At 71.3% G+C, this 25687-nt stretch carries 23 protein-coding genes; 19 read left to right on the top strand and 4 right to left on the bottom strand.

Going from position 1 to position 25687, the window contains the following annotated elements:
* Positions 1-179 precede the first annotated feature (179 nt).
* The gene (locus Q0A33_RS05330; protein ID WP_291794177.1) at positions 180-932 is read left to right on the top strand and encodes an SDR family oxidoreductase; all 753 of its coding nucleotides are present in this window, start codon (positions 180-182) and stop codon (positions 930-932) included.
* A 7-nt stretch (positions 933-939) separates the two neighbouring features.
* Positions 940-1383: a hypothetical protein gene (locus tag Q0A33_RS05325; RefSeq protein ID WP_291794175.1), complete on the top strand. Its 444-nt coding sequence runs from the start codon at positions 940-942 to the stop codon at positions 1381-1383.
* A gap of 18 nt (positions 1384-1401) precedes the next feature.
* On the opposite strand, the gene Q0A33_RS05320 is transcribed toward Q0A33_RS05325, so the two are convergent.
* Positions 1402-2223, bottom strand: coding sequence for an SRPBCC domain-containing protein (locus tag Q0A33_RS05320; protein ID WP_291794173.1), 822 nt, complete (start codon positions 2221-2223; stop codon positions 1402-1404).
* 353 nt (positions 2224-2576) lie between these two features.
* Between Q0A33_RS05320 and ileS the strand changes: the two genes are divergently transcribed.
* From ileS to ndk, 4 genes are all read left to right on the top strand, one after another.
* Entirely contained in the window at positions 2577-5900 is a 3324-nt protein-coding gene (gene ileS / locus Q0A33_RS05315; protein ID WP_291794171.1) for an isoleucine--tRNA ligase, read from the top strand.
* Positions 5897-7339, top strand: coding sequence for a Mur ligase family protein (locus Q0A33_RS05310; protein ID WP_291794169.1), 1443 nt, complete (start codon positions 5897-5899; stop codon positions 7337-7339). Before ileS ends, Q0A33_RS05310 begins: the two co-directional genes overlap by 4 nt.
* Positions 7336-7719 carry a DUF4233 domain-containing protein gene (locus Q0A33_RS05305; protein WP_291794167.1) on the top strand — a complete coding sequence of 128 codons (384 nt, stop codon included), beginning with the start codon at positions 7336-7338 and terminating at the stop codon, positions 7717-7719. Before Q0A33_RS05310 ends, Q0A33_RS05305 begins: the two co-directional genes overlap by 4 nt.
* A 147-nt stretch (positions 7720-7866) precedes the next feature.
* A complete protein-coding gene (ndk, locus tag Q0A33_RS05300) occupies positions 7867-8286 on the top strand; it encodes a nucleoside-diphosphate kinase (RefSeq protein WP_291794165.1) in 420 nt (139 codons plus the stop codon).
* 30 nt (positions 8287-8316) lie between these two features.
* On the opposite strand, the gene Q0A33_RS05295 is transcribed toward ndk, so the two are convergent.
* Positions 8317-8937, bottom strand: coding sequence for a vitamin K epoxide reductase family protein (locus tag Q0A33_RS05295; RefSeq protein ID WP_291794164.1), 621 nt, complete (start codon positions 8935-8937; stop codon positions 8317-8319).
* A gap of 335 nt (positions 8938-9272) precedes the next feature.
* Between Q0A33_RS05295 and Q0A33_RS05290 the strand changes: the two genes are divergently transcribed.
* From Q0A33_RS05290 to Q0A33_RS05230, 13 genes are all read left to right on the top strand, one after another.
* Positions 9273-12497 (top strand): Rne/Rng family ribonuclease, encoded by a 3225-nt coding sequence (locus tag Q0A33_RS05290; RefSeq protein ID WP_291794163.1) that lies wholly within the window; start codon positions 9273-9275, stop codon positions 12495-12497.
* 278 nt (positions 12498-12775) lie between these two features.
* On the top strand, positions 12776-14350 hold the full coding sequence (locus Q0A33_RS05285; protein ID WP_291794162.1) for an alanine/glycine:cation symporter family protein: 1575 nt from the start codon (positions 12776-12778) through the stop codon (positions 14348-14350).
* Positions 14351-14537: 187 nt separating this feature from the next.
* On the top strand, positions 14538-14840 hold the full coding sequence (locus tag Q0A33_RS05280) for a chorismate mutase (RefSeq protein ID WP_291794160.1): 303 nt from the start codon (positions 14538-14540) through the stop codon (positions 14838-14840).
* A 269-nt stretch (positions 14841-15109) separates the two neighbouring features.
* Positions 15110-15418, top strand: a complete 309-nt coding sequence (gene rplU / locus Q0A33_RS05275; protein ID WP_291794158.1) for a 50S ribosomal protein L21 — start codon at positions 15110-15112, stop codon at positions 15416-15418.
* A 26-nt stretch (positions 15419-15444) separates the two neighbouring features.
* Positions 15445-15696, top strand: a complete 252-nt coding sequence (gene rpmA / locus Q0A33_RS05270; protein WP_029088797.1) for a 50S ribosomal protein L27 — start codon at positions 15445-15447, stop codon at positions 15694-15696.
* A 151-nt stretch (positions 15697-15847) separates the two neighbouring features.
* On the top strand, positions 15848-17380 hold the full coding sequence (gene obgE, locus Q0A33_RS05265; protein ID WP_291794155.1) for a GTPase ObgE: 1533 nt from the start codon (positions 15848-15850) through the stop codon (positions 17378-17380).
* Complete coding sequence (gene proB, locus Q0A33_RS05260) at positions 17377-18531, top strand: glutamate 5-kinase (RefSeq protein WP_291794153.1); 1155 nt, start codon at positions 17377-17379, stop codon at positions 18529-18531. The genes obgE and proB overlap by 4 nt, the downstream gene beginning before the upstream one ends.
* Entirely contained in the window at positions 18528-19814 is a 1287-nt protein-coding gene (locus tag Q0A33_RS05255; RefSeq protein WP_291794151.1) for a glutamate-5-semialdehyde dehydrogenase, read from the top strand. The genes proB and Q0A33_RS05255 overlap by 4 nt, the downstream gene beginning before the upstream one ends.
* Positions 19815-19924: 110 nt before the next feature.
* Entirely contained in the window at positions 19925-20080 is a 156-nt protein-coding gene (locus Q0A33_RS05250) for a hypothetical protein (RefSeq protein ID WP_291794149.1), read from the top strand.
* Positions 20081-20143: 63 nt separating this feature from the next.
* Positions 20144-20764, top strand: coding sequence for a nicotinate-nucleotide adenylyltransferase (nadD, locus tag Q0A33_RS05245; RefSeq protein WP_291794147.1), 621 nt, complete (start codon positions 20144-20146; stop codon positions 20762-20764).
* Entirely contained in the window at positions 20757-22379 is a 1623-nt protein-coding gene (locus Q0A33_RS05240) for a hypothetical protein (protein WP_291794145.1), read from the top strand. Before nadD ends, Q0A33_RS05240 begins: the two co-directional genes overlap by 8 nt.
* 84 nt (positions 22380-22463) lie before the next feature.
* Positions 22464-22859, top strand: a complete 396-nt coding sequence (gene rsfS / locus Q0A33_RS05235) for a ribosome silencing factor (protein ID WP_291794143.1) — start codon at positions 22464-22466, stop codon at positions 22857-22859.
* 3 nt (positions 22860-22862) lie between these two features.
* Entirely contained in the window at positions 22863-23492 is a 630-nt protein-coding gene (locus Q0A33_RS05230; protein WP_291794141.1) for a histidine phosphatase family protein, read from the top strand.
* 118 nt (positions 23493-23610) lie between these two features.
* On the opposite strand, the gene Q0A33_RS05225 is transcribed toward Q0A33_RS05230, so the two are convergent.
* Together Q0A33_RS05225 and Q0A33_RS05220 are read right to left on the bottom strand one after the other, a co-directional pair.
* Positions 23611-24720, bottom strand: coding sequence for a glycosyltransferase family 1 protein (locus Q0A33_RS05225; protein WP_291794139.1), 1110 nt, complete (start codon positions 24718-24720; stop codon positions 23611-23613).
* A gap of 28 nt (positions 24721-24748) precedes the next feature.
* Positions 24749-25687 (bottom strand): alpha/beta fold hydrolase (locus Q0A33_RS05220; protein ID WP_363316536.1); only part of this gene is annotated, 939 nt, incomplete at its 5' end.

Raw genomic sequence — 25687 nt, 5'->3', positions numbered from 1 at the left:
GTGGACCGGCGGGGCGGGCATCGGAGTGTGCGGCGGAGGTCATGCGCCCAGACTAGCGGCGGTCGCCGCGTGTCCGCGTGCAGGAGTGCGACGGCGGATCAGCGGGGTCCGGAGTGCGGGACGGGTGACCTCCGTTACAGTGGGGGCGAACCGCAGAACCACTCCCTCAGGAGGAACTCATGACCGCTCTCCGCGCCGTCGTCACAGGAGCCAGCTCGGGAATGGGCGCCGCCACCGTCCGCCGCCTGCGTGCGCAGGGGTGGGACGTCGTCGCGGTCGCCAGGCGCGAGGAGGAGCTCCGCGCGCTCGCGGAGGAGACCGGCTGCGAATTCATCGTGGCGGACATGACCTCGGACGAGTCCGTGACGGCGATGGCGGAGCAGGTGCTCGCCGGAGGCCCGGTCAACTCCCTCGTCGCCAATGCGGGGGCCGCCTACGGACAGGACGAGGTCGCGGACTCGGATCCTGAGGACTGGGCCGGGATGTTCGACCTCAACGTGCTGGGCGTGGTGCGCTGCGTGAAGGCGCTGCTGCCCGCACTGGTGGAGAGCGGGCGCGGGGACATCGTCGTGATGTCGTCCACCGCCGGTCACATCGTCTACGAGGGCGGCGGGGGCTACGTCGCCTCGAAGCACGGAGCGCACACCGTGGCGGCGACGCTGCGGCTGGAGCTCGCGGGCAAGCCGGTGCGCGTCATCGAGATCGCTCCCGGGATGGTCGCCACGGAGGAGTTCTCCCGCAAGCGGCTGGGCTCGCAGGAGGCCGCGGACAAGGTCTACGCCGGCGTGGAGAAGCCGCTCACGGCGGATGACTGCGCCGACGCCGTCGTCTGGACCCTCACCCGGCCGCACCACTTCAACGTGGACCTCATGGTCATCCGGCCCATCGCCCAGGCGGCGCAGCACAAGGTGGCGCGCAACCAGGGACTCTGAGGCTCCCGTGCCGAGGGAGCTGACGGAGCGGGAGCGCGAGGTCGCCCTCGCCCTGATCCGCCGCGCCACGCCCTCGCCGGAGGCCGCGGACCGGGCCGGCTTCACGGCTGAGCAGGAGGTCGCATGGGAGCGGCCGGAGTCCCTCACGGCCGCGCAGCGGACACGGTGGGAGGAGCATCTCGCCGAGGCGGTGGTCACCCACGAGTGCGGGTGCGGCACGTGCCCCACGGTGGGGATGCGTCCGCGGGACCGCGCGGATGATCCGCGCCGGGACGATCGGGGCGGGCCCGGTGACTTCCGTGAGCGGATCATCCTGGAGGCCGCCGCGGAGAACGCGCAGCTCCTGCTGTTCGTGGACGACGGTGTCCCCGGCTGCATGGAGCTGGCCCCGATCTGCGAGGAGGGGCACCTGTGGACGGAGTTCCCGCCGCCGGAGGAGATCACGTTCTGAACGGTGCGTGCGGAAGCCTCACCCGCAGCGTGCGTCCACCCACTCCTGCCAGGCCGCGGTGAGCGGAGCCAGCGCCGCTGCGCCCTCCTCGCCGTAGAGGTAGCCGCGCACCATCACGTGACGCGAGTCCCCGTAGGTGAACTCGCCGACCTCGAGGAGCCCCGGGCACGGGTCCGTGAGCCGCAGTGAGACCACATCGTCCTCACAGGCGAGAACCGTCCCGGCGACGCGGACGCTCGCGCTCTCCTCGCCCGTCCCGCCCACCACGGCCTCGGCGACGGTGCCCGGCTCACCTGCCAGGCCCGAGGCCGCCGCGGCGGGTGAGTCCTCTCCGCGCCCGGCAGTGCGCTCCCGCTGCACGAGCAGCTGGCTCGTGGCTGCGGGGGCGAAGTGCTCGAGGTACTCGCCGAGGTTCGTGAGCGCGCCGTGCCAGCCCGGCAGGGTGGACTCGACGACATCTGCGTGGGCGGCACCGTCCTCGGGGAATCCCGAGGTCAGCGTGACCCTGACCTGCTCCGCGCCGTCCGGGCCGGCGGGCAGGGCCTCGACCGTCACCTCGGTGTGCCACTCCGGCAGCTCGGGTTCGTTCTCCACGTATGCGAGCCTGTGCGGAGCCTCGAACGCGGTGAGCGTGCCGTGGGAATCACCGAAGTCCCCGTGCCGCGTGGTGAACTCCTCGCCGGGTGCCGTGCCCACGACTGCGGGGACGAACCAGGCGCCCACGCCCTCTCCCGTCGCGACGGCCTCCCAGGCGGCGTCGACGGAGCCGGCCGCGGTGACCTGGGCGATTGCGACGACGCACTCGCCCTCTGCTGAGAGCCTGCTGGTGACGTGGGACATGGGGTTCCTCCCGGGTCGGTGCGTGTGCGTCCCAGGCTAGCCGTCGTGTCCAGCGGGCCGCGGTCCGTGCGGGGGAGCGGTGCGGTATCATCGTCGGTGCGTCGATCCGGCCATCACCGGGGAGCATCCGGAAGAACGGCCCAGCGGCTCAGTAGAACCGGACGGGCAGGCCCGTCACAGCCGAATGAGCGATCCGCCGGCACGCGATCCCCGCTCCGGGGAGTGCGGACAGGGCGGATAAGCGGGGTGGTACCGCGGCAGCGCTTCCTGCGCCGTCGTCCTCGCACGGGAGACGACCGTAAACAGGGTCGGACGCCGCGTGAGGTGCCCGGCCCGCGCACAAAAGGACGCTCATGAGCGAGAACATCTACCCCAAGCAGGGCTCGGCCTTCGGGCTGAGCGCCGCGCCCTCCTTCCCGGAGCTCGAGCGGCGGATCCTGGACTTCTGGGACGCGGACGACACCTTCCGCGCCAGTGTGGAGTCCCGTGACGCAGGCGAGAACGGCGAGAACGAGTTCGTCTTCTACGACGGACCCCCCTTCGCCAACGGCCTGCCGCACTACGGCCACCTGCTCACCAGCTACGTCAAGGACGTGGTGCCGCGCTACCAGACGATGCGCGGGAAGAAGGTCGAGCGCCGGTTCGGCTGGGACACGCACGGGCTGCCCGCGGAGCTCGAGTCCATGAAGCAGCTGGGGCTCAAGACCAAGGACGAGATCCTCGAGATGGGGATCGACAGGTTCAACGACGCCGCCCGCGAATCCGTCCTGCGCTACACGGACGAGTGGCAGGCCTACGTCAACCGCATGGGCCGCTGGGTCGACTTCGAGAACGACTACAAGACCCTCAACCCCACCTTCATGGAGTCCGTCCTCTGGGTGTTCAAGACCCTGTACGACAAGGGCCTCATCTACGAGGGCTACCGCGTGCTGCCCTACTGCTGGTCGGACGAGACGCCGCTGTCCAACCACGAGCTGCGCATGGACGACGATGTCTACAAGTCCCGGCAGGACCCGGCGGTGTCGATCGGCTACCGGCTGCTGGACAAGCCCGCCGGGCTGGAGGACCGCGAGGTCTGGGCCGTCATCTGGACCACCACGCCGTGGACCGTGCCGTCCAACCAGGCGATGGCCGTGAACCCGGAGGTCGACTACGTCGCCGTCACACCGGATCCGGAGCACTCCGCCGGCGAGCTGGCCGGGAAGACCCTCCTGTTCGCCGAGGCCCGTCTGGGCGCCTACGCCCGCGAGCTGGGCGAGAACCCGGAGATCGTCGCCTCCTACACTGGTGAGCAGCTGCTCGGCCTGCGCTACGAGCCGCCCTTCCCGTACTTCGAGGACCAGCAGGAGCGCTGGGGCGAGAAGACGCACACCATCCTCGCGGCGCCCTTCGTCACGACGGACGACGGCACCGGCATCGTCCACCAGTCGCCCGCGTTCGGTGAGGAGGACAAGGAGCTCACGGACACCTACGGCATCACCGCCGCCCGCCCCGTGGACGACGCCGGCCGCTTCGACTCCCAGGTGCCGGACTACGCCGGCCAGCAGGTGTTCGAGGCCAACAAGGCGATCATCGCGGACCTCAAGCACCACACCGGCCCGCTCGCCGGCCGCTCCGCGCTGCTCGTGCGCCACGAGACCTACGAGCACTCCTACCCGCACTGCTGGCGCTGCCGGAACCCCCTCATCTACCGCGCGGTGTCCTCCTGGTTCGTCTCCGTGACGAAGATCAAGGAGACGATGCTCGCGACCAATGAGGACATCACCTGGGTGCCGGGCAACGTCAAGCACGGCCAGTTCGGCAAGTGGCTGGAGAACGCCCGCGACTGGTCGATCACCCGCAACCGCTTCTGGGGCTCGCCCGTGCCGGTGTGGGTCTCCGACGACCCCGCACACCCGCGCACGGACGTCTACGGCTCGTTCGCGGAGCTGGAGCGGGACTTCGGCAGGCTGCCCACCGGACCGGACGGGGAGCCCAACCTCCACCGCCCCTACATCGACGAGCTCACCCGGCCCAACCCGGACGACCCCACGGGGAAGTCGACCATGCGCCGTGTGAGCGACATCCTCGACGTCTGGTTCGACTCCGGCTCCATGCCGTACGGCCAGGTGCACTACCCGTTCGAGAACGCGGACTGGTTCGAGAGCCACTACCCGGCGGACTTCATCGTCGAGTACATCGGGCAGACGCGCGGCTGGTTCTACACGCTGCACATCCTCGCCGCCGCGCTGTTCGGCAAGCCCGCGTTCCGCGACGTCATCTGCCACGGCATCGTGCTGGGCGCGGACGGGCAGAAGATGTCCAAGAGCCTGCGGAACTACCCGGACGTCAACGAGGTGTTCGACCGCGACGGCTCCGACGCCATGCGGTGGTTCCTCATGTCCAGCCCCATCCTGCGCGGCGGCAACCTCGTCGTCACGGAACAGGGGATCCGCGACGGCGTGCGCCAGGTGCTGCTGCCGCTGTGGAACGCCTGGCAGTTCTTCGCCACCTACGCCAACACGGCCGACGGGCCGGCGGGGCCGGGGACCGGGTACGAGGCCCAGGCCTCGCTGGAGTCCTCCCAGGTGCTCGACCGCTACCTCGTGGCGAAGACGCGCGAGTTCCTCGACGCCTTCCAGGCGCGGATGGACTCCTATGACATCTGGGGCGCCTGCGCGCTCACCCAGAGCCACATCGACATGCTCACCAACTGGTACGTGCGCCGTTCGCGCCGCCGGTTCTGGGACGGCACCCCGGACACGCACGAGACGTTCGACGTCTTCGCGACGGCCTTCGAGGCCACCCTCACCGCGATCGCGCCCCTGCTGCCGTTCGCCGCGGAGGAGATCTTCAAGTCCCTCACGGGCCGCCGGTCCGTGCACCTCGAGGACTTCCCCCGCGCGGAGGCCTTCCCCGCGGACCAGGGCCTCGTCGACGCGATGGACTTCACCCGCACCGTCTGCTCCGCCGGCTCCGCGCTGCGCAAGGCCAAGGGTCTGCGCGTGCGCCTGCCGCTGGCGGAGCTGGTCCTGGTGACGGACATGGAGCTGGGTGCGGAGTTCACGGAAATCATCGCCGACGAGCTCAACGTCAAGAGCGTCCGCGTGCTCACCTCCGCCCAGGCCCGCGAGGCCGGCTTCGTGTTCGAGCGCAGGCTCACGGTCAACGCCCGTGCCGCCGGCCCGCGCCTGGGCAAGGACGTGCAGTTCGCCATCCGTGGCTCCAAGTCCGGTGATTGGTCCGCCGAGGCCGGTGTGGTCACCGCCGGCGGCATCGAGCTGGTCGAGGGCGAGTACACGCTCGAGGAGATCGCGGAGTCCGCGAGCGAGTCGCAGGTGCTCGCGACTGTGGAGGGCGGCTTCATCGCTCTGGACACCTCTGTCACGGAGGAGCTGCGGGCGGAGGGGACCGCGCGTGACGCCGTCCGCGCGGTCCAGGGTGTGCGCAAGCAGCTCGACCTCGCGGTGACCGATCGCATCAGCGTGACCGTCTGGGCCGATGACCGCACGCGAGCGGCACTCGAGACCCACCGGGACCTCGTCGCAGGGGAGACCCTCGCCCGCGAGCTCACAGTCGCTCCTGCGGCCGAGGCCCCTGCCGCCGAGGCCGCGGCCGGGGTGTTCGCGACGGAGGAGCTGGGCGGCGACGCGCGCGTCCGGGTCGTCCGGCTCGATGCGGAGGCGGTGCGCGCATGAGCGCCGGGGACGTCTCCGCAGCCGGAAACGCCGCCGCTTCCGCGGAGTCCCCGCACGCCGAGGCCCTCGCACGGGTGTACGCCGCTCTGCTGGCCCGTGCGGGGGAGACCCTCGTGGAGCTGCGGCTGGACGCCACCCGGCGGGCATGCGAACTGCTGGGCGACATCCACACCGCGGCGCCGGCCATCATGCTCACGGGCACCAACGGCAAGACCTCGACCGCCCGCATGGTCGACACGCTGCTGACCGCCCACGATCTGCGGGTGGGGCGCTTCACGAGCCCGCACCTCACCCGGGTGACGGAGCGGATCAGCGTGGACGGCGAGGAGGTGGCGATCCAGGACTTCGTGCGCGTGTACGACGAGATCGCGCCGTTCCTCGAGATCGTCGACGCGCAGCTGGCCGCCGAGGAGCGCGCGCCGCTCACGTTCTTCGAGGCCCTCACCGTCCTCGCGCTCGCCGTCTTCGCGGACGCACCGGTGGACGTCATGGTCCTCGAGGTGGGCATGGGCGGCGAGTGGGACTCCACCAACGTCGTCGATGCCCAGGTCTGCGGCTTCACCGCTGTGGGCCTCGACCATCAGGCGTTCCTGGGGGAGACCCCGGGGGAGATCGCGCGGACCAAGGCGGGGATCCTCGACCGGAACGTGGATCCGTCGCCGGCACCCGCGCCCTTCGCCGTCATCGCCGCCCAGCCGGAGGAGGACGCCGCCGCCGCGCTCGCCGAGGAGGTGAGCCGCCGCGGCGTGACGGCCTGGCTCGAGGACCAGGGGTTCGGCCTCTACGAGCGCAGCCTCGCCGTGGACGGCCAGCTGGTGAGCATCCGCGGGATCGGCGGTGACTACCCGGAGCTCTTCCTGCCGCTGCACGGTGAGCACCAGGCGCACAACGCCGCCGTCGCGCTGGCGATCGCGGAGGCCTTCCTCACGGGAGGCGAGCGTCCCCTCGGGGCGGAGCCTGTGACGGACGCCTTCGCCGCGATGACGAGTCCGGGGCGGCTGGAGGTGCTCAAGGCCGAGCCGACGATCCTGGTGGACGGCGCGCACAATCCGGCGGGGGCGGCTGTCCTGGCAGCGGCCATGGAGGAGGCGTTCGATCTCACGGACACCACCGCCGTGCTCGGCATGTTCGCGGACAAGGACCCGCACGGAGTGCTCGAGCACGTGAGCCGGTTCGCGGACCGGGTGGTGGTGACGCAGGCGCTGAGCGAGCGTGCGATGGACCCGGAGGAGCTGGCGAAGGCCGCTCGGGAGTGGTTCGATCCGGACGACGTGACGCTTGCGCCCACCGTCAAGGACGCGCTCATGCGTGCGATCGACCTCGCCGATCTCGCGGAGTCCCGCAGCGGTGATCAGGCGCGCTCGGGGATCGTGGTCACCGGATCGCTCCTCACCGTGGCCGAGGCCCGCGTGCTGCTGCACCGGGGTGACGCCTCGTGAGCGCGGGCGGCGCATCCGCCCCCAGGTCCCAGCTGCCCGTGCTCTGCGGGACGGTCCTCGTGAGCGAGGTGCTGTGCCTCTACTTCGCCGGTCTCACCGGCTTCGGCCTGCGGCCGGAGCTGATGGGCTTCGGCGCGTTCATCGCGGTGCTCAGCGGCATCGCGGTCCTGCTCATCGCCGCGGCGGCCACGCTGCCGAGGAGGCGGGGCCAGAACCGGCCGGGCATCCTGCTGGGGTGGATCGGTCAGGTGCTCCTGCTGGCGATGGGCATCGTCCAGCCGGCGATGGTGGTGGTCGCGGTGGTGTTCGGGACGATGTGGGCGGTGGGCGTCTACTGGGGGAGAAGGATCGACCGGGAGAAGACCGCCCGCGGCGAGTGACGGGGCGCAGATTCCACCCGGGGACGAAGGGTCGACCGGGAGAAGACCGCCCGCGGCGAGTGACAGGGCCGGCCCCGTCTAGAATCGTGTGCGGAGCGGTCGGTCCCACCGGCCCGTCGCAGCAGTGAACGAACCTCTAGGAGAGTCATGACCGAACGCACCCTCATCCTCGTCAAGCCGGACGGAGTGGCCCGCGGCCTCTCCGGCGAGGTGCTCGCTCGGATCGAGCGGAAGGGCTACGTCCTCGAGGGCGTGGAGCTGGTGAACGCCACGGCGGAGCAGCTCGCCGCCCACTACGCCGAACACGAGGGCAAGCCCTTCTACCAGCCGCTCGTGGACTTCATGTCCTCCGGCCCGGTGCTCGCGGTGATCGCCTCCGGCGACGGCGTGATCGCGGGCTTCCGCTCGCTGGCCGGGACGACCGATCCCACGACGGCGGCGCCCGGCACCATCCGCGGCGACCTCGGCCGTGACTGGGGCGAGAAGGTGCAGAAGAACATCGTGCACGGCTCGGACTCGGTCGAGTCGGCGGAGCGCGAGATCGACATCTGGTTCCCCGGCCGCTGAGGCGGGCCCGGCACCGAGCACGGCGGCGGATTAGAGCTGTGTGCTGAAGAACGTCCAGAACTGCACGAGGACGACGGCCGCGATGACGAACATCCAGAGGCAGGCCAGCAGCACGGGCATGCCGGAGAGCACCCGGGTGACGGCGTGGTCGCGGAGCCCGGCGCCGAAGGCCCCCGTGCGCACGTTGTGTGCCGTGACGACGCAGAACTGGAGGATGGTGACGGCCCAGACGACCATGCACCACGGGCAGCCGGCGCCGATCTCGAAGAGGGAGGCGTACTGCAGGTAGGTGACCATGACGACCCCGCCGGCCAGGCCGATGTTCAGGCCCACCAGCGCCCACCGCGGCAGGGGGGTGCGGGCCATGAGGAGCGCACCCAGCAGGACGGGGACGGCGAACGCGCCGATGCCCAGGAACTGGTTGGGGAAGCCGAAGATCTCCGACTGCGGGTAGACCATGACGCTGCTGCAGGAGAAGAACGGGTTGAGGTCGCAGGACAGCGCCGCATCCGCATCGCGCAGCAGGCGGATCTTGTCGATCGAGAGTTCGAAGGCGGAGAGCAGCCCCACCGCTCCCGTGACGAGGAGCAGGACGCCCAGGGGCACGCTGCGGACGAACCAGGGCCGGCTGATTTCGGGATCGGTGCTCACGCTGAGAAGGATGCCAGGGTGCGGACAGCCTGTGCAAAGCCCGTGAGCCCCCGGGCGGACGCCTGCTGTGACATACTGTGAGCGGTGCAGATCCGACCACACCCGGATCGTTCGTCCGCTTCCACCGAGCTGAGCTGCGTGCCCTCCGGCGCTGACATCCCCAGCCGGTCGCCAAGCAGAAGCGGGACGCCACAGGCCGCCGCGCGCACTGCGCGAGCCTCACGTGGCTGACGCGCACCGCAGGTTTCGATGCCCGCCGCAGGCGTGCGGGCACAGCCGAACACCGTGGGACGGGGCAGGTGTGGCGCCGTCGCCGCGAACAGGAGAACCACCGCATGTCCACTTCAGACGACGGCCGTCTCGACCCGACGGCCGGCATCCTCGCAGATCTCGAATCGCTCCGCGCCTCCCGCCGCCAGGCGGAGGAGGGGACCGGAGCGGACTCCCGCCCGGAGGCCAAGGCCCTCCTCGACGACATCGCAGAGGCGGCCGCCCATCTCCGCGACGACTCACCGCAGGCTCCCGCGGAGCCCGAGGCGCAGCCGGCTGAGCGTCCCGCCCCCAAGTCCGCCCGCGCCTCGGTCGCCAATCGCGGGCTGGTCTTCGAGTCCTACATCGCAGACACCCACGACGCGGACGAGGACGACTCCGCTGAGGAGGAGCCTGGCACGGAGGAGACGGCGCCGGCACCGGCGGTGAGCGTCTCCAACCCCTTCTCGCACTTCGCGGACTCCGGGACCGGGGTCTTCACGCCGGTGGCGGCTCCTGCCGGCGGCGGTCTGCTGTTCCAGCCCCCGCAGGAGGACCTCGCGCAGCCGGTCGAGCCGGAGTGGTTCGACGACGAGGACGACGACTACGACGACGAGGAGCCCGCTGAGGACGGCGGCGACGGATCCGAGGACGAGAGCGCCGGCGACGATGAGCGCTCCGGCGACGACGAGGACCGCGGCCGTTCGCGGCGCCGGCGCGGTGGGCGCGGCCGGCGTTCGCGCGGCCGGGGACGCGATGCCGAGGCCGGGGACGACGAGACGACGAACGGCGGACGCCGTTCCGGAGAGTCCCAGGACCCGGGAGATTCCGACGGCCGCGACGAGGCGGCGGACGAGGACTCGGGCGAGGACGGCGACAGGCGCGGCCGCGGCAGGGGCCGGCGCCGTCGCGGAGGCGACGCCAAGGGCGGAGCCGATGCCAAGGGCGGTGAGTCCGGCGACGGCGGGGCCGCGCAGGACGGCAAGGACGACCGCAGGCAGGACCGCAAGGGCGGCGAGTCCGCAGACCGCGAGGCGGACGGCGGCGGGAACCGCTCCGGCGAGGCCGCAGGGGCCGCCGGCGGCGACCGTTCCGCGCGGTCCGAGGGGGGAGACGCCTCCGCGGAGGCGGACTCCGGCGAGGACGCGGACGACGAGGGCTCCCGCCGCCGGCGCCGGCGGCGGGCACGCGGCTCCCGCAAGGAGAGCGGTTCCTCGGAGGACGAGGTCACCGGCGTCAAGGGTTCCACCCGGCTCGAGGCCAAGCGGCAGCGCCGCCGTGAGGGCCGTGAGGCCGGTCGCCGGCGTCCGCTGCTCACCGAGGCGGAGTTCCTCGCGCGCCGCGAGTCGGTCACGCGCACCATGCTCGTCCGTGAGACAGCCGGACGCACTCAGCTCGTCGTGCTCGAGGACGGCATTGCCGTGGAGCACTACCTCAGCGAGCACAAGGCACAGGCCTCCCTGATCGGCAACGTGTACCTGGGCAAGGTCCAGAACGTGCTGCCCTCGATGGAGGCGGCATTCATCGACATCGGCAAGGGCCGCAATGCGGTGCTCTACGCCGGCGAGGTGAACTGGGACGCGCTCGGCATGAACGGCAAGCCGCACCGGATCGAGCAGGCGCTGAGCTCCGGCGATCCCGTGCTGGTCCAGGTGACGAAGGACCCGGTGGGCCACAAGGGTGCCCGGCTGACGAGCCAGATCTCGCTTCCCGGCCGCTTCCTCGTGTACATCCCCGGGAACTCCATGACCGGCATCAGCCGCAAGCTGCCGGACAACGAGCGCGCCCGCCTGAAGAAGCTCCTCAAGGAGATCCTGCCCGCGGACGCCGGCGTGATCGTGCGCACCGCCTCCGAGGGAGCCTCGGATGAGGAGCTCCGCCGGGACGTCGAGCGGCTCTCCAAGCGCTGGGAGTCGATCAGCAATAAGTCGACCGCACCCAAGACCGGCGCGCCCAAGCTGCTCTACAGCGAGCCGGACATGATCGTGCGCATCATCCGCGACGTCTTCAACGAGGACTTCGACAGCCTCGTCATCGACGGTGACGGGGCCTGGGACACCATCCACGAGTACGTCGAGGCGGTGGCCCCGGATCTCCTGGAGCGCGTGAGCCGCTACGGTGCGCCGGGCACGGAGACGGAATCGCCCGCTGCCGAGGGCACGGACATCTTCGACCATTTCCGGGTGAGCGAGCAGATCGAGAAGGCGCTGAACCGGAAGGTGAATCTGCCCTCCGGCGGTTCGCTCGTCATCGACCGGACCGAGGCGATGACGGTCATCGACGTCAACACCGGCAAGTTCACCGGTTCCGGCGGGAATCTCGAGGAGACCGTCACCAAGAACAACCTGGAGGCGGCCGAGGAGGTCATCCGCCAGCTCCGGCTCCGCGACATCGGCGGCATCATCGTCGTCGACTTCATCGACATGGTCCTCGAGGCCAACCGTGACCTCGTCACGCGCAGGCTGGTGGAGTGCCTCTCGAGGGACCGCACGCGGCATCAGGTCGCCGAGGTGACCTCGCTGGGGCTCGTGCAGATGACGCGCAAGCGGATCGGCACCGGGCTGGCCGAGTCGCTCGTGGCGGCGGGGGAGGACCTCTCCGGTCGCGGCCTCCTGCTGCCGGGCACGGAGCCCGGCGAGGCACAGGGCGGCGGCCGCAGTGAGAAGGGGGACCGGCAGGAGCGCAGGTCCCGGAAGAAGGGGCGTGGTCAGAACGCGGAGCAGGGCGGCTCTCAGCAGGAGACGCCGGAGGCCGACGAACGGACCGAGCAGTCCCGGAACGCCGTCGCCGCGATCGCGAAGGCGACCCTCAAGCAGGAGGAGAAGCCCGGGGATCCCGAGGACGGCCGCGCGGACGGGGACGTGAAGTCCGGTGGGAAGGGGTCGTCTGCGGCGGAACCCGCTGCGGACGGACAGGGTGCGGCTGCGGACGCGCAGGACGGTGCGACCCCGCGCAAGCGCTCGCGCAGCCGCCGGTCGCGCGGTCGCCGTGACTCGACGGCTCTGCCGGAGGCCGCAGGCTCCGGCGGCGAGGCCGGGCAGGTCCAGGAGACGAAGCCGGCGGAGGCGGCCGAGCAGGAGCCCGCGGCGGAGAAGGCCGCGCAGGAGCCGGCACCTCTGCCCGAACCCTCCGGCCCGGCGCCGCTCATGATCGGTGCCGATGCCACCACGAGCGTGCAGCGCGCTCCGCGGAAGAAGGCCCCGGCGAAGAAGGCCCCGGCGGTGAAGGAGGCTCCGGCCCCGGTGGAGGAGAAGGAGCAGGCGCCCAAGGCCCCGGCAACGCCGATACTCCTCTTCGGCATGGAGGACTGATCGTCTCCGCCGAGGGCTGACGGGTCCTCCGCCTCCCCCGCCCCGTGGGGTGGGGGAGGAGCGGCAGGAGAGACTGCGGAGGGTGGGAGCGGAGCGTCGCTCCCGCCCTCCGCTCCGTTCGGGAGACGTTGCGGGCTTCGGTGGAGCGTTCGGGGAATCGGCCGCTCGTTCGACGCGGTCGAATCTCCGCGGCCAATATGTCACGATTCGATAACGACAGTGATCCAGATCACCCATCCGTCCGAATGTGACGCCCCTCACCGCTACGGTCGAACGTCATGAACACACAACTGAGCACAGCCTTCCTTGCGCAACCCGCAGGGCAGGAGCAGGTCAACCGGATCGAGGAGGCGGTCAACGGCGTCCTCGATCCGGTGGTGACCGGATTCTCCAACGTCGTCTTCTTCCAGGTGGGCCACTTCCCCATCATCGTCGTCTGGCTGATCGCCGGCGCCCTGATCTTCAGCATCTACTTCGGCTTCATCCAGTTCCGCGGCTTCAAGGTCGCGCTCGAAGTGGTGCGCGGCAAGTACTCGAACCCCCGCGACCCCGGTGAGGTCACACACTTCCAGGCGCTCACCTCGGCCGTCTCGGGCACCGTGGGCATGGGCAACATCGCCGGCGTCGGCGCAGCGCTCGCAATGGGTGGTCCCGGTGCCGCGTTCTGGATGATGGTGGCGGGTCTGCTCGGCATGTGCACCAAGTTCGTCGAGTGCACGCTGGGCGTGAAGTACCGGCAGATCGACGAGGACGGGGTCGTCAACGGCGGGCCCTTCAAGTACCTGCCGATCGCCTTCGCCCGCTTCAGCTCCCCCGTGGCCAAGGCGCTCACCGGATTCTTCGCGATCGCGATCCTGCTCTTCGGAGTGGCCGGCGGCGGCATGTTCCAGGCCAACCAGACGGCCGTGCAGCTGCGTGATGTCACGGGCGGCGACGGCAGCGTCCTCGCCGGCCCGCTGGGCGGTCTCTTCATGGGTCTCGTCATCGCGGCCGTGGTCGGTCTCGTCATCATCGGCGGCATCAAGTCCATCGGACGTGTGACGGACAAGCTCGTTCCCGCCATGGGGATCTTCTATGTCGTCTCCTGCCTCATCGTGATCGGCGGCAACGCCGAGCACATCCTGCCGGCCCTCGGCGAGATCCTCTCCGGGGCGTTCTCGCTCGAGGCCGGTCTGGGCGGCCTCATCGGCACGATGATCGTGGGCTTCCAGCGTGCGGCCTTCTCCAACGAGGCCGGCGTCGGCTCCGCGCCCATCGCGCATTCGGCGGTGAAGACGCGGCGTCCGGTCTCCGAGGGGTTCGTCGCCCTCCTCGAGCCGTTCCTCGACACCGTGGTCATCTGCCTCATGTCCGCTCTCACCGTCGTCATCGCCGGAGGCGTCGCCTACGACGAGGGGCGCGCGTACTTCCAGGAGACGGGGCAGGCACCGGATGGCATCACGCTCGTCTCCTCGGCGTTCTCGACCATCACGGACTGGTGGCCCATCCTGCTGGCGATCGCCGCCATGCTCTTCGCGATCTCGACGCTCATCACCTGGGCGTACTACGGGGAGAAGGCCTGGCACTATCTGTTCGGCCGCAGGAAGGCGACCGACACGCTGTTCCGCCTCATCCTCATGGCGTTCATCGTGATCGGCTGCATCGCCTCGTTCGGCACCATCGTCGACTTCGCCGATGCCGCGCTGTTCTGCTGCGCCTTCGTCAACATCCTCGGCCTGTACCTCCTCATGCCGGTGGTGAAGAAGGAGATGAAGGAGTACCTCGCGGACAGGAAGTCCGGTCGCCTCCACGAGCTGGGGGCCGGGGACGAGGCGGACCTCGCCCGCATCCGTCAGGAGCAGGGCAACGCCTGAGGCCTCCCTTCTGCGCGGCTCCGAGCGCGCGTCCCGGCGTGTCCGGGGTGCGCGCTCCGCCGTGTGCGGGGGTGCAGTGCCGCAGGGCCTGTCGCCTGCCGGCCGGATGCCGGCCGCCGGAGGTCCGGCCCGCACCCGCTGTGTATTCTTGAGCCGACGATCGGAGACACGTGCAGAAGGGCGAGGCATGGCAGCAGACGTTCCCGAGGAGCTCGCCGCGTTGCGGGCGAGCATCGACAACCTCGACTCCGTCCTCATCCACGTGCTCGCCGAGCGCTTCAAGCTCACGGAGCGGGTGGGGAGGCTCAAGGCGGAGCGCTCGCTGCCCCCCGCCGACCCCTCCCGGGAGGCGCTGCAGGTCGAGCGTCTGCGGGCGCTCGCGGAGGAGTCCCACCTGGACCCGGAGTTCGCGGAGAAGTTCCTCGCGTTCATCGTCGCGGAGGTCATCCGGCACCACGAGCGGATCGCCGGCGAGGCCGAGCGGGGCTGACCCCGGCGCACGGTCCGGAGCGCGGTCGAGGGAGTGTGAGCGAGGACACCGCTCCGCGCGGCCTTTGATCCGCGGGCGTGCGTGCGGTAGAGTAATGCGTCGGTGCCTTCAGGGCATGCGGGCAGATTCCCCCTCGTAATGGGTACTGGCGGGCGCACCGCGACTTTCCCGGTCGCGCGCCCCGAGGAGCCAAGGTGGGAATCGCCCGGTCCGAACATCATCGAAGACGCGCGGCGCAGTGCTGTGCGCAGGAGCAGAAGGGGACGTACATGGTCTATGCCATCGTTCGTGTCGGCGGCCACCAGGAGAAGGTCAGCGTCGGCGACGTCATCACCGTCAACCGCATCAAGGCAGAGGCCGGCGATCCCGTCGAGCTCCCCGCAGTGCTCCACGTGGACGGCGACGCCGTGACCACGGACGCAGATGCGCTTGCGAAGATCTCCGTGTCCGCCGAGGTGCTGAACGAGCGCCGCGGCCCCAAGATCGTGATCCAGAAGTACAAGAACAAGACGGGCTACAAGAAGCGCCAGGGCCACCGCCAGGAGCTCACCCGTCTGAAGATCACCGGAATCGCCTGAGCGACCCAAGTTAAGGAGACAAGCGTATGGCAAGCAAGAAGGGCGTCAGCTCCAGCAAGAACGGCCGCGACTCCAACGCTCAGCGCCTGGGCGTCAAGCGCTTCGGCGGTCAGCTCGTGAATGCCGGTGAGATCCTGGTCCGCCAGCGCGGCACCCGCTTCCACCCCGGCTCGAACGTGGGCCGCGGCGGCGACGACACGCTGTTCGCGCTGTCCGCGGGCACCGTCGAGTTCGGTGCCAAGGGCGGCCGCAAGGTCGTCAACATCGTCGCTGGCTGAGCATCAGCCGCACGCATGCGAGAGCGGGGCGAGTCGGTTTCGACTCGCCCCGCTCGCGTATCCTTCTGTCGTCTGCCCCACCCCTTCTCCCGCCGCACCGGTGGGACCATCCGTCTCAGCCGCGCCCGCGCTGAGAGTCCGCGAGGAGACCATGGCCACTGAGTTCATCGACCGCGTCACTCTGCACGTCGCAGGAGGCGACGGCGGCGACGGCTGTGTGTCCGTCCGGCGTGAGAAGTTCAAGCCGCTCGGCGGGCCGGACGGCGCGAACGGCGGCAACGGCGGCAGCATCGTGCTGGTGGTCGACGAGCAGACGACGACGCTGCTGCCCTACCACCGGAGTCCCCACCGGAGCGCGGACAACGGAGGGATCGGCCGGGGCGACCTGCGCCACGGCGCGGACGGGGAGGACCTCGTGCTGCCCGTGCCGGAGGGCACCGTCGTGAAGTCCACGGACGGCGAGATCCTGGCCGATCTCGTGGGCGCGGGCACGCGCTTCGTGGCGGCGGAGGGCGGCCGCGGCGGCCTCGGCAATGCCGCGCTGGCCTCGACCAAGCGCAAGGCGCCGGGCTTCGCGCTGCTGGGTCTGCCCGGTGAGCGGCGGGACATCGTCCTCGAGGTGAAGACGATGGCGGACATCGCGCTCGTCGGCTTCCCCTCCGCGGGCAAGTCCAGCCTCATCGCGGCGCTCTCCGCGGCGCGTCCCAAGATCGCCGACTACCCCTTCACGACGCTCGTGCCCAATCTGGGCGTCGTCGAGGCGGGAGGGACGCGCTTCACCGTGGCAGACGTGCCGGGTCTCATCCCGGGCGCGGCTCACGGCAAGGGCCTCGGTCTGGAGTTCCTGCGTCACGTGGAGCGGTGCGCCGCACTGGTGCACGTGGTGGACCTCTCGACCTGGGACACCTCCCGTGACCCCGTGGGAGACCTCCGGGCCATCGAGGAGGAGCTCGCGCAGTACGCGGTCGACATCGCCCACGGGGGCGATCTGCTCCCGCTGGACGAGCGTCCCGCGCTCGTGGCGCTCAACAAGGTCGACGACCCCGACGGCCGGGAGCTCGCCGCCCTGGTCCGTCCGGAGCTCGAGGAGGCCGGCTACCGGGTCTTCGAAGTCTCCGCGGTCGCGCGCACCGGCCTCCGCGAGTTGTCCTTCGCGATGGCCGAGCTCGTCGAGGCGGAGCGCACGCGCCGGGAGTCGCAGCCCGAGGTGCGCGAGCGGATCGTCCTGCGCCCGCGCGCCGTCGACGACAGGGGCTTCTCCGTCGTCGCGGAGCACGACGCGGAGGGCCCGGTCTTCCGGGTGCTCGGCGCCAAGCCGGAGCGCTGGGTGCTGCAGACGGACTTCTCCAACGACGAGGCCGTCGGCTACCTGGGCGACCGCCTCGAGCGTCTGGGGGTCGAGCAGGAGCTCTTCCGCGCGGGCGCGGTTCCCGGCGACACCGTGGTGATCGGCCCGGACGACGGCGTCGTCTTCGACTGGGACCCCACCATGGTGGGCGGCGCGGAGCTGCTGGGCTCCCGCGGCACGGATCTGCGCCTGGACGAGTCCGGGCGCGCGACCCGCAAGGAGCGCAAGGCCGCCTTCCACGACCGCATGGACGCCAAGGCAGCGACCCGGGCGGAGTTCGAGGAGGAGCGTCTGGCCGAGAAGCGCGCGCAGCAGGCCGCCGAGGGCGAACGATGAGCGCGGAAGCCGAGGCGCGGGCGCGGGTCCGTGACGCCCGGCGCGTGGTGGTGAAGGTCGGCTCGTCCTCGCTGACGACGGTGGAGGGCGGTCTCGACCACGACCGGGTGCGGCGGATCGCCTCCGCGCTCGGCGCCCATCGTGCGGGCGGGCGCGAGGTCATCCTCGTGTCCTCGGGTGCGATCGCCGCCGGTCTGGAGCCCATGGGCCTCGACCGCCGGCCGCGCGACCTCGCCACGCAGCAGGCGGCCGCGGGGGTGGGACAGAGTCTGCTCATGGCCGCGTACACCTTCGGTCTGCGCGACTACGGCCTCGTCCCGGCGCAGGTTCTGCTCACCGCCGACGATCTCATCCGCCGCACCCACTACCGGAACGCGCAGCGGGCGCTCGATCGGATGATCTCGCTGGGCATGATGCCGGTCGTCAACGAGAACGACGCGGTGGCCACGCATGAGATCCGGTTCGGCGACAACGACCGGCTCGCGGCGCTCGTCGCGCACCTCGCGCACGCCGATGCGCTCATCCTCCTCTCCGACGTGGAAGCGCTGCTGACCGCTCCGCCGGAGCGCGCGGGCAGCCAGCGGGTCTCCTTCGTGAGCGGGCCCGGTGACCTCGAGGCGCTGAGCATCGGCGGGATCGGCGCCGCCGGGATCGGCTCCGGGGGCATGGTGACGAAGGTCCAGGCGGCGACCATGGCAGCGGACTCCGGCATCCCCACGATCCTCACCTCCACCCCGCACATCGAGGACGCCCTGCGCGGCGGCGAGCGGGGCACGGCCTTCGGCATCACCCATCGCAGGCGCGCCACCCGGCTCCTCTGGCTCGCCCATCTGGCGCGGACGATGGGCACCGTCACGATCGACGACGGCGCCGTGCGTGCGGTCTCCCGCCGCGGCACCTCGCTGCTGGCCGTGGGGGTGACGGGCGTGAGCGGCGACTTCGAGGCCGGCGATCCCGTCGACGTCCGCGGGACCGACGGCACGCTCGTGGCCCGCGGCATCGTGAACTTCTCCGCCGAGGAGCTCCCGCAGATGTGCGGGATGTCCTCAGAGGAGTTGGGCGACCGGCTCGGTGCCGACTACCGTAGAGAGGTCATCCACCGGAACGACCTGGTCCTCACCGAAGCGGTCTTCGAGAAAGCGGAGATATGACGACTACCGAACCCAGCGTTCGCGCCACACGGGGCGTGACCCGCATCGTCGCAGCCGCGAAGCAGGCCTCGAGCGCACTCGCGCAGGCCTCCTCGCAGCAGAAGGACGCAGCGCTCGAGGCGATCGCCCTCGCGCTCGAATCCAATGTCGACGACATCCTCGCGGCCAATGCCGAGGACATCGAGACGGCGCACAAGAAGGGCACCGAGGCCCCGCTCATCGACCGCCTCACCCTCACGGAGGCACGGGTGCGGGACATCGCCGGCGCGGTGCGCGAGGTGGTGGGCCTGCCGGATCCCGTCGGCACCGTCGTCGCGGGCCGGACGATGCCCAACGCGATGCGCGTGACGCAGGAGCGGGTGCCCATGGGCGTCGTCGGCGCCATCTACGAGGCGCGCCCCAACGTGACGGTCGACATCGCCGCTCTCGCCCTCAAGGCGGGGAATGCCGTGGTTCTGCGCGGCGGGTCCGCCGCCCGGTCGTCCAACACGCTGCTGGTCGATCTGCTGCGCGGCGCGGTGGCCTCCGCGGGCTTCCCGGAGGACGTCGTGGCGAGCATCGACGAGTTCGGCCGCGAAGGGGCGGCGGTCCTCATGCAGGCACGTGACTACGTCGACCTGCTGATCCCCCGCGGGGGAGCGGAGCTCATCTCCACCGTGGTCCACGAGTCCCTCGTCCCGGTGATCGAGACCGGTGTGGGGAACGTGCACATGTTCCTCGACTCCTCGGCGCCGGTGCGGATGTCGACGGACCTGGTGCTCAACTCGAAGACGCACCGGCCCAGCGTCTGCAATGCGCTGGAGAACCTGCTGGTCCATGAGAAGGCCGCGCGCCGGGTCCTGCCCAAGGTCCTCACTGCGCTCAGCGAGGCGGGCGTGACGATCCGTGCGGACCGCGCCGTGGAGGAGTTCGCGCCGGAGGGCGTGAAGATCCGCCGGGTCACCCGGCGGGACTGGGCCAAGGAGTACCTGGGACTCGAGATCGCGGTGAAGCTCGTCGCGAGCATCGATGAGGCGATCGAGCACATCCAGGCGTACTCCTCCGGCCACACCGAGGTGATCGTCACCAACGACCTCGCCAATGCGGAGACGTTCGTCCAGGCCGTGGACGCCGCCGCGGTGGGCGTCAACGTCTCGACCCGCTTCACGGACGGCGGTCAGCTGGGGCTGGGCGCCGAGGTCGGGATCTCCACGCAGAAGCTGCATGCGCGGGGGCCCATGGGCCTCGAGGCGCTCACCACGACCAAGTGGATCATGCGCGGAAGCGGGCAGGTCCGGTCCTGAGAGACCGTGGGGGAGGGCACACGTTCACCCCGCCGTGGGCGTGAGGCCCACAACCGTGAGAGAATAGGCGCGGCCAGAAGCCGCTCCACGCATACAGAAGGATGAACACCATGCAGACCGAGGTCCTCGCCGCTGTCGAAGAGACGGTGCACGTCGTCCACGAACTCCCGATGCCGCCGCTGGCCTTCGGCCTCATCGCCTTCGCCTCGCTCATGACCCTGGGCGTCATCACGCTGTCCTGGAAGGGCATCGCGCACCGTCACTGACGGTTCCCTGCGGCCGGTGGCGCTCAGCTGACCGGCCGCAGACCGCAGGGATCTCGCATCGCAGTGAACGCACAGCAGACAGCCTCCCGCCCGCGCCGCGTGGGCGTCATGGGCGGTACATTCGACCCCATCCACCACGGCCACCTCGTCGCGGCGAGCGAAGCCGCCGCGACGTTCGATCTGGACGAGGTGGTCTTCGTGCCCACCGGGCGACCGTGGCAGAAGTCCGAGTCACGGGTCACGGCGGCGGAGCACCGCTACCTCATGACGGTCATCGCCACCGCCTCCAACCCCCGGTTCACGGTCTCGCGGGTGGACATCGATAGGGGCGGGCAGACGTACACCATCGACACGCTCACGGATCTCCGCGAGGTGTACGGTGAACAGACGGATCTGTACTTCATCACCGGTGCGGACGCGCTGGAGCAGATCCTGTCCTGGAAGGATGCGGACGTGCTGTTCTCGCTCGCGCACTTCGTGGGGGTCTCGCGCCCCGGCCACGATCTGAGCGGGGACGGGTTGCCGGAGGGCGATCTGAGCCTGCTCCAGATCCCCGCGCTGGCGATCTCCTCGACGGACTGCCGACGGCGGGCGCGGGTGGGCCTGCCGGTGTGGTACCTGGTCCCGGACGGGGTCGTGCAATACATCGCGAAGTACAACTTGTACAGGAGTGACATTGGCTGAGAAGTTCATGACGCGACGCGAGCGCCGCGAAGCCGAGCAGCGCGCGAAGCAGGCCGCAGAGGCTGCGGAGGCCCCTGCCGCGCAGTCGGCACCGTCCGTTCCCGCCGCGCCGCCTCAGCCGTCCACACCGCCGCAGCCGGTGGTCGCTCCGCAGCCCAGCGCGGCACCGCAGCAGGAGCCCGTGGCCCCGGCACAGCCGGCCGCGTCCGTGACCCCGGCCCACTCCGAGTCCGCTCCGTCCCCGCGCATCCGTTCGCAGCGGTCCGCTCCTCCGGTGACCGTCTCCGGCGAGGCGGCGCCGGCTGCTCCCCGGACTCCGGCCCCCGCTCCGGCGGGAGCGCCCGCGACGCCTGCGCCCAAGGCCTCCGCGTCCGAGCCGCCTGCGCCTGCCGCACCCGCCCCGTCGCCGGAGGACTTCGAACTGCCCACGTTCGCCACGCGGGGAGAGCGCAAGCGGTTCCTCCGTGAGCACGGTCTTCCGGTGGACATCCCCACCGCCTCGATCCCCGTGGTCCTCGCCGAGCGCGCCGCTCAGCGGACCCAGCCCGTGGAGGAGCCGCAGGACGGAACCTCCGAGGAGGCCGCCGCTCCTGCACCGGCGGCAGATCGCCCCGACGTCTCGGAGTCACAGCCGGAGGCCGTCGAACAGCCCGCGCAGCCGGAGGCCGCCGCCCAGCACGGGTCCGCCGAGCAGCCGGAGCCCGTCGCACAGCCCGAGGCCCCCGCACAGCCGGAGCAGCCGGCGTCCCCGGCACCGGTGAGCTCGCCGCCGGTGAGCCCTGCCCCGTGGGCGGCTGCGGAACCCTCCGTCGAGGAGGCCGCCCCGGAACAGGACGAGGCACCTGCGGAGGACGCGGCGCGTCCGGAGGACACCGGCCCCGGTGAGGCCGCTGTGTCGCCCGCTCCGGAGGGGCCGGCAGACGAGCCGTCCGCCGGCGCTCCTGCCGAGGAGGCCGTGGAGGCTCCGCGGGTGAGCAGGTCGTCCCTGTTCGACGTGCAGAGCGCCTTCGCCCATCACGACAAGCCGCTGGCGGACCTCGCCCAGCGCCGGATCGACTCCTCGCCCTCCGGCCCGGACTTCGCGACGAGTTCCACCGCCGTCATCACGCCGGCGGGGCGCGGCGACCAGAACCCGCCCGCTCGTCGCCGGACCCCGGTGATCCAGCCGCCCACCAGTGGGAACATCCGGGTGGTGACGGGTGCACTGCCCATCACCCCGGATCCGGCCGACGGGCCGGCGGACCCGCCCACCACTCCCATCGATGCCATCGACCTGCCCGCCGAGGAGCAGGCCGTCGGACCCGACGGCGGCGCTCCTGCCGCCGGGGGAGCGAGCGGCGCGGCGAGCACCTCTGCAGGCCAGCGCCGGCTGTCCGCGGGTGCGGAGCAGTGGCGCGGTCTGGGCATCGACGGCCTGCCGGACGAATCGGACGACGTCGAGGGCGCGGAGCTCGCCTCGCCGCCCGTGGGCCCGATGAGCGCGCGCTCCGTCACCCACGAGGACGGGGAGATCCTCGTGGGCGAGCGCGGCTCCATGGTGCCCTACATCGCACTCGGCGCAGCCGGAGTCGTCGCGCTGGCCCTCGTGGTCATCGCACTGTTCCTGCTCCTCTGATCCTCACGGGCGCGGGTGTCCGCGCCCGTCACCGTTCTGCGCGCAGCCGTTGCGCGCAGCGCCCGCCCGACTGGGAAGGACCCCGTGACCGCCACACCCGAATCGATCGCACTCGCTCGCACCGCCGCCTTCGCCGCCGCGGACCGGCTGGGAACCGACATCGTCGCCCTGGACGTGAGTGAGCAGCTCGTGCTCACGGACGCCTTCGTGATCGTCTCCGCACCGTCCGAACGTCAGGTCAGGGCGATCGTCGACCGGGTCGAGGAGGAGCTCCACACCCGTCACGGCATCAAGCGGATCCGGAGGGAGGGACAGGCCAGCGGCAGGTGGGTGCTGCTCGATTTCGCGGATCTCATCGTCCACGTCTTCGCGGAGGAGGACCGGGAGTTCTACGCGCTCGAGCGCCTCTGGAAGGACTGCCCCGTCATCGACGTCAGCGCGGCGGTGGCGGAAGCCGGCGCGCCGGACGCGGAGGCCTGAGCCGTGGTCGCCGCACTGATCCTCCTGCGCCACGGGCGGACGGAGTTCAACGCCGAGGGCCGGTTCCAGGGCCAGATCGACGTGCCCCTCGACTCTCTGGGAACGGCGCAGGTGCGTGCCGTGGGCGCACACCTGGCCGCTGCCCAGCCGATCACGCGCATCGTCTCCTCCGACCTCACCCGTGCCCGGCAGACGGCGGACGCCCTGGGGGCCGCGGCGGGGGTCGAGGTCGAGCTCGACGAGCGCCTGCGGGAGATCACGGTGGGCGAATGGGAGGGGCTCACCCGTGCCGAGGTGAAGGAGACCTGGCCCGCTGAGCTGCAGGACTGGCTCGACGGTGTGGACATGCGTCCGCCGGGAGGGGAGAGCCGCCGGGAATCGGCCGCCCGCGTGCATGCGGCGGTCGAGGACCTCGTCACCCGGACCCCGGATGAGGGGGTGCTGGCGGTCGTCGCCCACGGCGCCGTCATCCGCGGCGCCGCGGAGCTCCTGCTGGGCTTCGAGGACTCCGCGAAGGGGACTCTCGGGGTGCTCACCAACGCCACGTACGCGCTCCTCACACCGGGCCGGCACGGCTGGATCCTGCGGCAGTGGGGCGGAGGCGCCGAGGCCGTGGCCGCCGCACAGGGCTGAGGATCCGCCGCGGCGGGCCGACGGTCCGGGAGGCGAGTGAGGGGGTGGGACGCGGAATGCGTCCCACCCCCTCAGCGCAGCCCCGTCCGCCGCTCGCGCCGGGATCGCAGGCTCCGTCTCAGCATGCGCGTGAACGCTGTGCGTGGACCTCCCGGGCGAGGTCGAGGAGCCGGGCGGCGGAGTCGTCCCAGGAGAAGGCGGCGGCACGTGCGGGGGCGGCCTCCGCGGCGGCGGCCCAGGCCTCGGCGTCCTCGAGTTCGCGGACCCGTGCGGCGAGATCTGCGGGAGCCTGGGGGTCGAAGAAGCGTGCCGCGGGCGCTCCCTGCGTGATCTCACGGAAGATGGGCATGTCCGTGAGGACCACGGGCAGACCGCGGGCCATGGCCTCGACCACCGGCAGACCGAAGCCCTCTGCGCGTGAGGCGCTCACGAGCGCCGTGGCGCCGTCCAGGAGCCGGGCGTACTCCTCGTCGCCGAGGCCTCGGTGGAAGACCACCCGGGCGCAGTCCGGCACCAGGCCGCGCAGCCGCGCCTCGATCTCCGGCGTCGCCCTCGAGACGAGGTGCAGTGTGTACCCGGGCAGATGCGCGAGCGCGCGGATGAGGGTCTCGACGTTCTTGTAGGGCAGGTAGGAGCCCATGTAGACGAGGGCGCGCGCGTCATGACCGCTGGGGCGTGCAGCGGGAGGGGCCAGGGGGTCTGCCGCATTGGGCACGACGGTGACCGGGCGCCGGGTGAGGCGGTGTTCCGCGATGAGCGAGGCCGTGGTCTCCGAGACGGTCGCCACCGCGTCCGCGCGGTCCAGCAGCAGCCGCTGGGGCCAGTAGGCCAGGTGGTAGAGGCGCCACAGACCGCGGACGGGCGCGGGCATGTCCCGTGGCGGAGTGGGGTGGGAGTAGTAGATGAGGTCGTGGAGGGTGAGGATGAGGCCGTAGTCCCGGCCCCAGGTGCCCATCGTCTGCATGGGGGAGCACACCACGTCCGGGCGCAGGGGGTTGATCTGCGCCGCGAGCAGCGGCTCACGCGGGGAGGTGGGTGCGGAGACGCGGTGCCAGTCCACCTCAGGCAGCATGGTGAGCTGCTCCTCGTCGGAGACGAGCGCGCTCACCTGGACCTCCGGATCCTCACGGGTGAGCCGCAGGAGCCCCGCGAGCACTCCGGCCCCGTACCGGGAGATGCCGTCGTGGCGGGGGGTGCGGGTGTAGCGCGCGTCGAAGAGGAGCCTCATGGCGCACCAGCCTAGTGGCGGGCTCCTGTCAGCCCCCTGAGGGCTCTGCGGGGAGCCGGCGGGCGAACGCGGAGATCGCCTCCGCCGTCTCCGCCGCTCGCTCGTAGTGGAGCAGGTGGCCCACGCCGTGCAGCTCCTCCACAGTCACCGTCAGGGAGGCTGCGCGGAGCGAGTCCGCGAAGGCGCGGGTGTCTGCGATCGGGGCGATGAGGTCAGCGTCACCTGCGACGAGCAGGACGGGGCGGGCGGCCTCGGCGAGACCGGGGGCGGCCTCGGCCACGGTGTGCCGGATGGAGATCTCATAGGCCTGTGCGAGCGAGTCCCGGTCCGCGTAGTCGGAGAAGTGCTGCGCGTGTTGGTCGTGGATGTAGGCGCGGAGGCGGCGGTCCCGGGTCGTCGCCATCACCTCGCTCATGGCCCGGACGATGAGTGGGTGGGAGAGCAGGGCCGCTCCCGCGCGCTCGGGCAGGCGGGAGCCGGCGGCGTAGTACAGGCGGGTGAGCCCGGTGAGGAACCGTGCGGAGCCCTCCAGCGCAGGTGTGACGATGGGGCTGAGCAGACCCAGGCCGGGGGAGATCCGCGGGTGTGCGGCGAAGGTGTGGGCGGCGAGGATCGATCCGAAGCTGTGACCCACGAGCAGCGGCGCCTGTCCCGTGTCCTGGGCGAGGGCCTCCGCGAGCGCGGCGATGTGGGCGGTGTAGGCGTCGAGGCTCAGCCCGTCCGGCGGCGGGGGAGTGCGACCGAATCCTGGCAGGTCCGGGACGTAGACGTCGTGCGCACGCAGCTCGTGGGCCATGAGCCCGAGGCCGTGGTGATCGCCGCGGAAGCCGTGGATGAGGAGGACGGGGCGAGTTGCGGAGGGCCCCGCACGGGCACGCGCGGGGTGGAAGGGGACGGCGGGAGCGGGGCCCGGGCCCAGCCAGGGGAAGGCCGTTCCGGCGGTGAGCGGGCGGGACGGGGGGAAGTG

The sequence above is a fragment of the Brevibacterium sp. genome, from assembly GCF_022712115.1.
Classification (GTDB): Bacteria; Actinomycetota; Actinomycetes; order Actinomycetales; family Brevibacteriaceae; genus Brevibacterium; species Brevibacterium salitolerans.
This window is presented reverse-complemented; position numbering and strand designations above follow the sequence as displayed.

What these genes read in the sequence shown, in the direction of transcription:
- Q0A33_RS05285 (WP_291794162.1), top strand. Translation starts at nt 12,776, where the DNA reads ATGAACACACAACTGAGCACAGCCTTCCTTGCGCAACCCGCAGGGCAG.
- Q0A33_RS05225 (WP_291794139.1), bottom strand. Translation starts at nt 24,720, where the DNA reads ATGAGGCTCCTCTTCGACGCGCGCTACACCCGCACCCCCCGCCACGAC.
- rplU (WP_291794158.1), top strand. Translation starts at nt 15,110, where the DNA reads ATGGTCTATGCCATCGTTCGTGTCGGCGGCCACCAGGAGAAGGTCAGC.
- ileS (WP_291794171.1), top strand. Translation starts at nt 2,577, where the DNA reads ATGAGCGAGAACATCTACCCCAAGCAGGGCTCGGCCTTCGGGCTGAGC.
- Q0A33_RS05290 (WP_291794163.1), top strand. Translation starts at nt 9,273, where the DNA reads ATGTCCACTTCAGACGACGGCCGTCTCGACCCGACGGCCGGCATCCTC.
- Q0A33_RS05255 (WP_291794151.1), top strand. Translation starts at nt 18,528, where the DNA reads ATGACGACTACCGAACCCAGCGTTCGCGCCACACGGGGCGTGACCCGC.
- obgE (WP_291794155.1), top strand. Translation starts at nt 15,848, where the DNA reads ATGGCCACTGAGTTCATCGACCGCGTCACTCTGCACGTCGCAGGAGGC.
- Q0A33_RS05310 (WP_291794169.1), top strand. Translation starts at nt 5,897, where the DNA reads ATGAGCGCCGGGGACGTCTCCGCAGCCGGAAACGCCGCCGCTTCCGCG.
- Q0A33_RS05320 (WP_291794173.1), bottom strand. Translation starts at nt 2,223, where the DNA reads ATGTCCCACGTCACCAGCAGGCTCTCAGCAGAGGGCGAGTGCGTCGTC.
- rpmA (WP_029088797.1), top strand. Translation starts at nt 15,445, where the DNA reads ATGGCAAGCAAGAAGGGCGTCAGCTCCAGCAAGAACGGCCGCGACTCC.
- Q0A33_RS05250 (WP_291794149.1), top strand. Translation starts at nt 19,925, where the DNA reads ATGCAGACCGAGGTCCTCGCCGCTGTCGAAGAGACGGTGCACGTCGTC.
- Q0A33_RS05330 (WP_291794177.1), top strand. Translation starts at nt 180, where the DNA reads ATGACCGCTCTCCGCGCCGTCGTCACAGGAGCCAGCTCGGGAATGGGC.
- ndk (WP_291794165.1), top strand. Translation starts at nt 7,867, where the DNA reads ATGACCGAACGCACCCTCATCCTCGTCAAGCCGGACGGAGTGGCCCGC.
- Q0A33_RS05280 (WP_291794160.1), top strand. Translation starts at nt 14,538, where the DNA reads ATGGCAGCAGACGTTCCCGAGGAGCTCGCCGCGTTGCGGGCGAGCATC.
- proB (WP_291794153.1), top strand. Translation starts at nt 17,377, where the DNA reads ATGAGCGCGGAAGCCGAGGCGCGGGCGCGGGTCCGTGACGCCCGGCGC.